This is a genomic window from Leptolyngbya sp. FACHB-36 (assembly GCF_014695955.1).
Classification (GTDB): Bacteria; Cyanobacteriota; Cyanobacteriia; order Leptolyngbyales; family Leptolyngbyaceae; genus FACHB-36.
Map to the genome: position 1 here is coordinate 1 of NZ_JACJPG010000569.1, position 8,037 is coordinate 8,037.

The 8,037-nt window shown below is 54.4% G+C and carries 4 protein-coding genes; 3 read left to right on the plus strand and 1 reads right to left on the minus strand.

Features of this window, described 5'->3' with window-relative positions; all coding sequences use genetic code 11:
* Nucleotides 1–1,976: caspase family protein (locus tag H6F43_RS16295; RefSeq protein ID WP_190343774.1), on the minus strand; the 1,976-nt coding region annotated here is incomplete at its 3' end.
* 765 nt (nucleotides 1,977–2,741) lie between these two features.
* On the opposite strand from H6F43_RS16295, the gene H6F43_RS16300 reads away from it, so the two are divergent.
* The 3 genes from H6F43_RS16300 to H6F43_RS16310 all read left to right on the plus strand — a co-directional run.
* On the plus strand, nucleotides 2,742–5,525 hold the full coding sequence (locus H6F43_RS16300; RefSeq protein WP_190343775.1) for a zinc-dependent metalloprotease: 2,784 nt from the start codon (nucleotides 2,742–2,744) through the stop codon (nucleotides 5,523–5,525).
* Between the two features lie 287 nt (nucleotides 5,526–5,812).
* The gene (sppA, locus tag H6F43_RS16305) at nucleotides 5,813–7,615 is read left to right on the plus strand and encodes a signal peptide peptidase SppA (RefSeq protein WP_190343776.1); all 1,803 of its coding nucleotides are present in this window, start codon (nucleotides 5,813–5,815) and stop codon (nucleotides 7,613–7,615) included.
* A gap of 198 nt (nucleotides 7,616–7,813) precedes the next feature.
* Nucleotides 7,814–8,037: PHP domain-containing protein (locus tag H6F43_RS16310; RefSeq protein WP_242025683.1), on the plus strand; the 224-nt coding region annotated here is incomplete at its 3' end.

Sequence of the window (8,037 nt, forward strand, 5' to 3'; positions counted from 1 at the left end):
GACTGCACCCGCAGCGCTAGCCCGTTTTGCTGTGGAGATTTTTTTCGGCACAGTTGCGCCAGCCGTAGCATCATTGACGCATTGTTGGTTCCTTGATCGATCGGCTCTGGGTGGCGTCGTGTCGGCGCCACGCGATTGGTCACAACCAGTTTTGCCCTCACCAGCTTTTCCAGCACGCGATCGACCACCTCCGCCGAAAACCGAGACGTGACCAGTTCAGATTTCAGAATGCGGCGGCGGGTGTCTTCAGTGCCGTCACCAATTTGGGTCAGGGCAATAAAGATGCGTTTGGCGACCTTCTGTTCTTCGGTGCTCAGGCTGTAGAACAGTTCATCCGCGCGTTTTTGCAGGGTTCCCCGCACGCCGCCCAATTCGGTGTAGGCGTCAAGGGTCAGGCGATCGAGTCCACCATTCGGGTCGGGCTGGCGACGCTGCCACAGTTCCAGCAGCGTGTATTGCAGCAGTGGCAGTTCTCCTGGAGCACCCACCACGTCTAGCAGAATGTTGTAGACCAGATTCGGTTCGCAAACTAGCCCCACTTTTTGCGCGGGCTTGATCACCGACGCTTTGATCTGCTCGTAGGTCAGGGGGGTGACGGTGACTAAGTTCTGCTCGATTTGCTCTGCCAAGTCGTTGTAGAGCGAGCATTTACCGAAAAAGTCTGCTCGCAGCACCAGTACTAGACTGAGGCAGTCGCCTGTCTCTTTCAGCGCCCTAATCAGGCAGTTGAAGAAGCGATGTCGCTCGCGCTCTGCTTGAGGTCCCTGACAGAGAGTGAACACTTCCTCAAACTGATCGATGATTAGCACAAGTCGATCGGGCTGCTCACTAGACATCAGACTAGCGCGAACTAGCTGTGAGAATCCTGCGCCACCGTCTTTGAGGAAGGTTTCGGCGCGGATGATCTGCTCAGCTCGCTCGATCGCAGAGGCATTGGGATTTACGAACGCCGTTGCTAAGCTTTTTAGCGGCTGGTCGGTCGGAGTAATCAGTTTAATCTGCCAGCGATCGCTGCCCGAAAACGTCTGTCCCTGTCGCAGCTTGTGAACCAGTCCTGCCCGCACCAGCGACGATTTGCCGCTGCCCGATGCTCCCACAACGGCAACGACACTCCGATGCCGCAGCTTCTCGATCAGGTGTTCGGTCAGCGCTTCTCGCCCAAAGAAGTAGTCGGCGTGCATTTCATCAAAAAATTCCAGCCCCCGGTAAGGACAAATTTCCGGCTGTAGCTCAGTTTTGATTAGCGTTGGGGTTCCAGAACAACGGGTCAGAACAATTTCGCTACCAGAGTTTTCAAACAGCGGCTGCTGCATTTCTCCTTTGAGCGCGTTGCTGACCCAATCGGTGAGGGCGTAATTTGTCACTGTGCCAGTCGCAACTCGGTTGGGGTCCAGACCGTCCAACACTGCTTGAGTAAAAACGCTGTACCCTCCCGCGATCGACTCGTAGGCGGTTTGGTACTCGCGTGAGGCTGCCATAAACAAGCGATCGGTGCCCGACTTCGCGCCGGGATCGGCCTCTAAGAAGTTCAAAAGTTCACCACTGTGGCAGCAGTCCAGCAAGATAATTCGCTGCCGCACAGGGCTTTCTTGCAGCAGCCGCCGCAGCCAAAACAGCGATAGACCGTAGAAGCCGACGGCAGGATTGGCGTCGCTGGTTGCCAGATACCCTTCCTGAATCCCAGCGTCTTTCTGCAAGCCGTGCCCAGAGAAGTAGAACAATGCTGTTTGAGGAGGGTTACTGCCCTTGGGCTTAAACAGCCGCACCAGTGCGGCTTCTAGCTCAGCTAGTGTGACCGGGGTTTTGACGCCAACCTTAAGCTGCCCCTCTTGAACAATCTCTGGCATCCGCGTCACCCGGAACTCACCGTCTGTGTGCAGTCGATCGGCGATCGCGCCCGCGTCATGGGCAGGAGCACTCAAACTAGGTAAATATTGGTAGGCGCTTACCCCTACAATCAAGGCATCCCGTAGCATTTCTGAACTCTCCCTAGAAAGCAAATTAAATGATGGCGCTTACCGTTTTGCTGCGCCAATGCAGGATTAGGCTCCGGTCATTCCCTCTTCTTGGAGAGGAACCTGGTAAGCTTGGATGTCGCCCCCGAAAGGGTTCACGATCGCTTAGCGTTATCGTCGAAATACTTTTTAGGAGAAGAAGGTGGCGAAAACTCAAAATGAGATGCGGCGTTAATCCTAAACTAACCACCATTGAAAATAGCTTTCTCACAGGCTGGATTCCACAGAATTAGAGTTAGCTACTGGTAAAAGCTTAAGTTACGCTAAATGGCATACGTGTATTAGTCAAGTTGCTGAGACCCAGCATTTAAGAGATAGTTTTAATTGCTGAAATATAGGTTCAGCAAGCGTTTTCAGGCTCAATCGTTGAAAATAAAAATCGCAATCATCAGTTCTTATCTAAACGTAATAAAGATCGAACCAACTGTAAAAGGGGGTAATACCCCCAATAAATACTTCTTGGAATCATGCTGAATTTAGTTTAACCAGTACCTATTTAAGTACCTGTTTCTAAAGTTATTAAATTCAGCAAATTTTAGGTTAGAAACTGGCGATTCTAAGGTAGAGTACAACCGAGAAATTGTTGATCCGAATGAGAAAACTCCGAGAAGTTATTCAGTAGTGCTAGTAAAAACACGTACCTAACATTCTTAAATTAGTTGAATATACGCAGCAATTAATCAGATATAGCAGTAGCGTTGAATAGCAGATCGATACGTCCTCGGAATGAAGCGAATTTCGTTCGTCGTTGCATTTATACTCGCCATTACTTTTGTGCTGTTGTTGGGTCGATTTCCAGTGTTGTCTTCGATCGCGCCATCTCAACCGATCAGTGCCCATCCTACCGTTCCTGCTGCGCTGGCACAGGCAGGTGGCGAGGGTGGCGATGGAGAGAAATTCAAACCGCTGGACCAGATTGTCAAAGGCATGGAGCGATCGGAGGGATTGTTCACGGTGTACCGCGACCGCTCTGCTGGTAAGCTGTTCGCCGAAATTCAGCCCGATCAGCTCAACGTCAACTATCTGTGCACGATTACTCTGGAATCTGGCATTGGCGAGGGCGGCGTGTACAGCGGCTTACCGCTGGCAGACTTTCTATTCAACTTCCGTCGCGTCAACAACCGCTTGCACTTCACGGTGCCAAACGTTTACTTCCGCACGCTGCCGGATGATCCCCTACGGCGATCGGTGCAGCGGGCGTTTAGCAACTCGGTGCTGCAAACGTTATCGATTCGCGGGATCGATCCCAAAAGCAATAGTCTGCTAATTGACTTGGGACCGCTGCTGCTGGGCGATTTGCCCGGACTCACACCGCTGCTGTCTACGCTGCTGGGGTCTGCCTACTCGCTGGACGCGAGTAAATCTTACTTCGGTCCGGTCAAAACCTTTCCGCAGAACGTCGAGTTGGAGTCGGTGCTGGGGTTTTCGGGTGGCTCCCAGAGCGCTGAGGATCTGCCAGCGTTCGTCCTGACGCTGCCCGACAGCCGCAGCTTCAATCTGCGAGTGCGCTACAGTCTGTCGCAGCTACCCACTAACACGGGCTATCGCCCACGGCTAGCGGACGATCGAGTTGGCTACTTCATCACAGCGTTTCAGAACCTGTCGGATGAGTCGTCTAGAGTGCCGTTTGTGCGCTACATCAATCGCTGGCGTCTAGAGAAGCAGACCCCCGATGCACCGCTGTCGCTGCCGAAAAAGCCGATCGTCTTCTGGATTGAGAACACCGTGCCAAAGGAGTATCGGGAGGCGGTGCGCGACGGCATTCTGATGTGGAACAAGGCGTTTGAAGCGGCGGGATTCAAGAACGCGATCGAAGCGCGACAGATGCCTAACAACGCTACCTGGGACCCCGCCGATATTCGCTACAACACAATTCGCTGGATGAGTTCATTTGACAGTGGTTTCTTGGGGCTGGGACCCGCACGAGTGAATCCGCTGACGGGCGAAATTTTAGATGCCGATATTCTGATCGATGCCGGATTTGCCCGCTATCTGAGGCAGCAGTACCAGAGCTTAGCCGAGCAGAACCAACTGCGGTTTATGCCCTCCTTGGCAAAGCTGACGGGCAATCCAGACGTGTGCAGCTACGGCATTGCCTCGCACTACCTGAAGCAAGCCACGCCGTCGAAACCGACTCTGAATCCGCGCCTGACGTTTCAACTGCTGGGCAACTACGATTTGTGCTACGGACTGGAAGCCACGCGCCAGTTAGCGATCGGTTCACTGTCCCTGTCAATGCTGCACAACGCCATGCCCAACAGCGACGTGATGAAGCAGTACGTGCAAGCGTTTCTGCGGGGGCTGATTGCTCATGAAGTTGGGCACACGCTGGGACTGCGCCACAACTTTCGCGCCAGCACCATGCTGTCTCCTACCGATCTGAACAATCCCGATATCACACGCCAGAAAGGTCTGGTCGCGTCGGTGATGGACTACAGCGCCGTGAATTTGGCACCCGAAGGCGCGAAGCAGGGCGATTTCTTTACGCAGGTGGTGGGTCCCTACGATCAGTGGGCGATCGCCTACGGCTACACGCCGAGTCCCGATCCCACTCCGCAGGCAGAAACCCGTCTTTTAGAGACGATCGCCCGCCGCGCTCCGGAGCCGGATCTCGCCTACGCGCCGGACGAAGATGCCTTCGCGGATCTTGATCCCCGCGCTCACCCATTTGATCTGAGCGGCGACTTGCTGACCTATGCTCCCTGGCAACTGGAGAATGCGCGGCAGATGTGGCAGCGGCTCGACCAACGCTATCCTCTGCTGGGCGGCAGCTATAGCGATGTCCGATTGCTATTCGACGAGATTTTCGACTACTACTTCCAGTACAGTCGATCTCTGACCACCTACATTGGTGGGCAGTCGTTCAATCGTTACCGGGGCGGCGACGCTGAGGGACGCTTGCCGTTTGAGCCAGTGCCGCTGAGTGAGCAAAAACAGGCGCTAGCGCTGCTGCAAAAATATGTGTTTGACGACAGCCAATTTCGCTTTTCACCGCAGTTCCTCAATAAGCTGGCTCCGTCGCGCTGGCTGCACTGGGGCGAAAATCCTGCATTTAGAGGCTTAGACTACCCGATTCACGATCGCATTGTCCTGCTGCAGTCGGTGATTCTGAATCGACTGCTGAACTACGATCGCCTTGTCCGCCTGCGCGACGCCGAACTGAAAGCGCCGCCCGGACAGGCGCTGACGATGCCCGACCTGTTCGAGTCACTGCAAACCTCAATTTGGCAAGAGGTGCTGCAACCGCCAGACACGCTGAAGCTCTCTAGCTTGCGGCGCGGCTTGCAGCGGCAGCACATGAACGTGCTGATCCGCATGGTGCTGCGAACCGAAGAGGCTCCTGAAGACGCTCGATCGCTGGCGCGATATCACCTGAAGCAGTTGCGAAGCGCCCTCGATGACACGCTGAGCCGCAAGCGCCGAGGCATGGACACCTACACGCGAGCGCATTTAGAGGAAACGCACGATCGCATCACGAAAGCCCTGGATGCTCAATTGCAAGCCCAGTGAGTAGGATGGTAGGGGCACTATTTACGACTCAGGTCGGTGGTGAACCATTGCACAAGCAGTTGGGCTGACTGAATTCATCACCGTTCACCCTGTGAAGCACGATGCTTAAAAGCACGATACTTAGGATGATGAATTGAATGAAGTGGGATAGTCGCTAGGTCTTTCTAGACACGCTGCCCAAACGGCTGTTCGAGACAGGCAACAGACCGATCCCACACCATTTGCACCGTACTTAATCCATATCCTTAAGCTTCTCTCTCAACTCTTTCCCTGGAAGGACTACCCGGATGCGCGACTTTCTAAAACACACGTTTGCAACGGTTCTGGGCTTGCTGATCTTTTTCGGCATCAGCATCGGTGCCTTTGTGCTGCTAGTTGTCTCGATCGGCTCCAGGGAAACTGGACCCGAAGTCAAAGATAAATCCGTGCTGGTGTTTGATCTCTCGCTCAACATCACTGATGCTGCCCGCAACTCAAGCACAAGTCAGGCATTTCAGGAGGCGATCGTCGGCGAAGATAACGATTCCATGACGCTGAGAACCGTGCTCGACGCAATTAACGAAGCCTCCCGCGACCCGCGCATCGTGGCGCTGTATCTGTCTGGCAACGGCGAAGGCACCAGCAGCACAGGATTGGCGGCGCTTAAAGAAGTGCGTGAGGCGCTGCAGCGCTTTCGGCAAGCTGGCAAAACTATCATCGCCTACGACGACAACTGGCGAGAGCGCGAGTATTACCTCGGCTCGGTTGCGAACACGGTTGCGCTCAATCCCAGCGGCGAAATGGAGTTTAACGGGCTCAGCTCCGAATCCGCATTTTACGCCGGAGCACTGCGGAAATTTGGGGTTGGCATTCAAGTGACGCGCGTGGGCAAATACAAAGCGGCGGTCGAGCCGCTGCTGCTGACCCGGCGCAGTCCAGAGAACCGGGAGCAGACGGAGACGCTGCTAAGGGACGTGTGGAATGAGTTGCTGGTAGCGATCGGCAAAGAGCGCAAGCTATCTCCCCAACAGCTCCAGAGCATTGCTGATCGCCAAGGGCTGCTGCTGGCAGAGGAGGCAAAAAAGCGGGGACTGGTCGATCGCGTCGCGTATTTGGACGAAGTGATTGAAGACCTCAAGAAGCTGGCAGGCAAAGACAGCGATGAGGAAAAGTCGTTCCGTCAAATCAGTATTCGCTCCTACGCGGACGTGGCAGAGTCGGCAATTAAGCGCAAGCAATCGTCGGATAAGCAGATTGCCGTGATCTATGCCGAGGGCGATATCGTCAGCGGGCAGGGCGGCGTGGGAGAAGTTGGGGGCGATCGCCTAGCGCGCCAGCTGCGCCAACTGCGTCAGGATGAGGACGTGAAGGCAGTCGTGCTGCGAGTGAACAGTCCCGGTGGCAGCGCGATCGCCTCGGATGTGATTCAGCGCGAAGTCATCCTGACGCGCAAAAAGAAGCCCGTCATCGTATCGATGGGATCGCTGGCAGCGTCGGGCGGCTACTGGATTTCAACCTACGCCGATCGCATCTTTGCGGAGCCGAACACGATCACGGGATCGATCGGCGTATTCGGTGTGCAGCCAAACTTCCAGGCGATCGCCAACAACAATGGTGTCACCTGGGATGTCGTGAAAACGGGACGCTTTGCCGACAGCCAAACCGTCAGCCGTCCTAAAACGCCGCAGGAACTGGCGCTGCTGCAAAAATCGGTGGATCAGATCTATGACCAGTTTTTGACCAAGGTGTCGGAGTCGCGTAAGCTGCCAAAGGCGAAAGTGGCGGAAATTGCTCAAGGGCGCGTCTGGTCTGGACAGCGAGCGAAAGACCTTGGCTTGGTGGATGAACTGGGCGGACTGGAAACTGCCATTCAGGAAGCGGCAAAACGCGCCAAGTTAGGCGACGACTGGAAGATCGAAGAGTATCCGAGGTCTCGCAGTTTTGAGGAACGTCTGTTCGAGCAATTTACAGGCGATCAAACCTCGTCACGTCGCGTTGATCCGCTGATGACGCAATTCAAAAACGTTCAGTCAGATTTGGCAATGCTGCGATCGATGAACGACCCACGCGGCGTATATGCACGACTGCCGTTCAACCTCCGAATTGAATAGCTAAACACTGCTAGCGCTGAAGTTATCGATGTGAGATGAAATTCCTATCGATGCTCGGATTGCGGTCGCTGTATAGCTTTGTTACGTGGGTTCAGTACCACCGCTTCAGCTTTGAGTTGGAGCGGTCATCCAGAATATTTTAAAAAGTTTAAACTATGTATAGTAAACGTGACACCCGCACATTACCTCTGAGGGTTTATGGCAGTTGATTTGGCTGCGGTGGCAAAACCAGCCGCTCAAGACAGCGCAGCACTAAGACGAGTTTTTGAAACGATCGACGCGAGAAGCTGTCCAACGTCGTTTAATTTTCACATGCATACGCTGCGCTCAGATGGACGGTTGCAGCCGGAAGCGCTGGTGCAGCAGGCAATTTCGATCGGTCTTACAGGTCTAGCCATTACCGATCATCACACGGTCGAAGG

Excerpts from the sequence above, each read along its gene's own strand:
- H6F43_RS16300 (WP_190343775.1), top strand. The coding sequence starts at position 2,742 with ATGAAGCGAATTTCGTTCGTCGTTGCATTTATACTCGCCATTACTTTT.
- sppA (WP_190343776.1), top strand. The coding sequence starts at position 5,813 with ATGCGCGACTTTCTAAAACACACGTTTGCAACGGTTCTGGGCTTGCTG.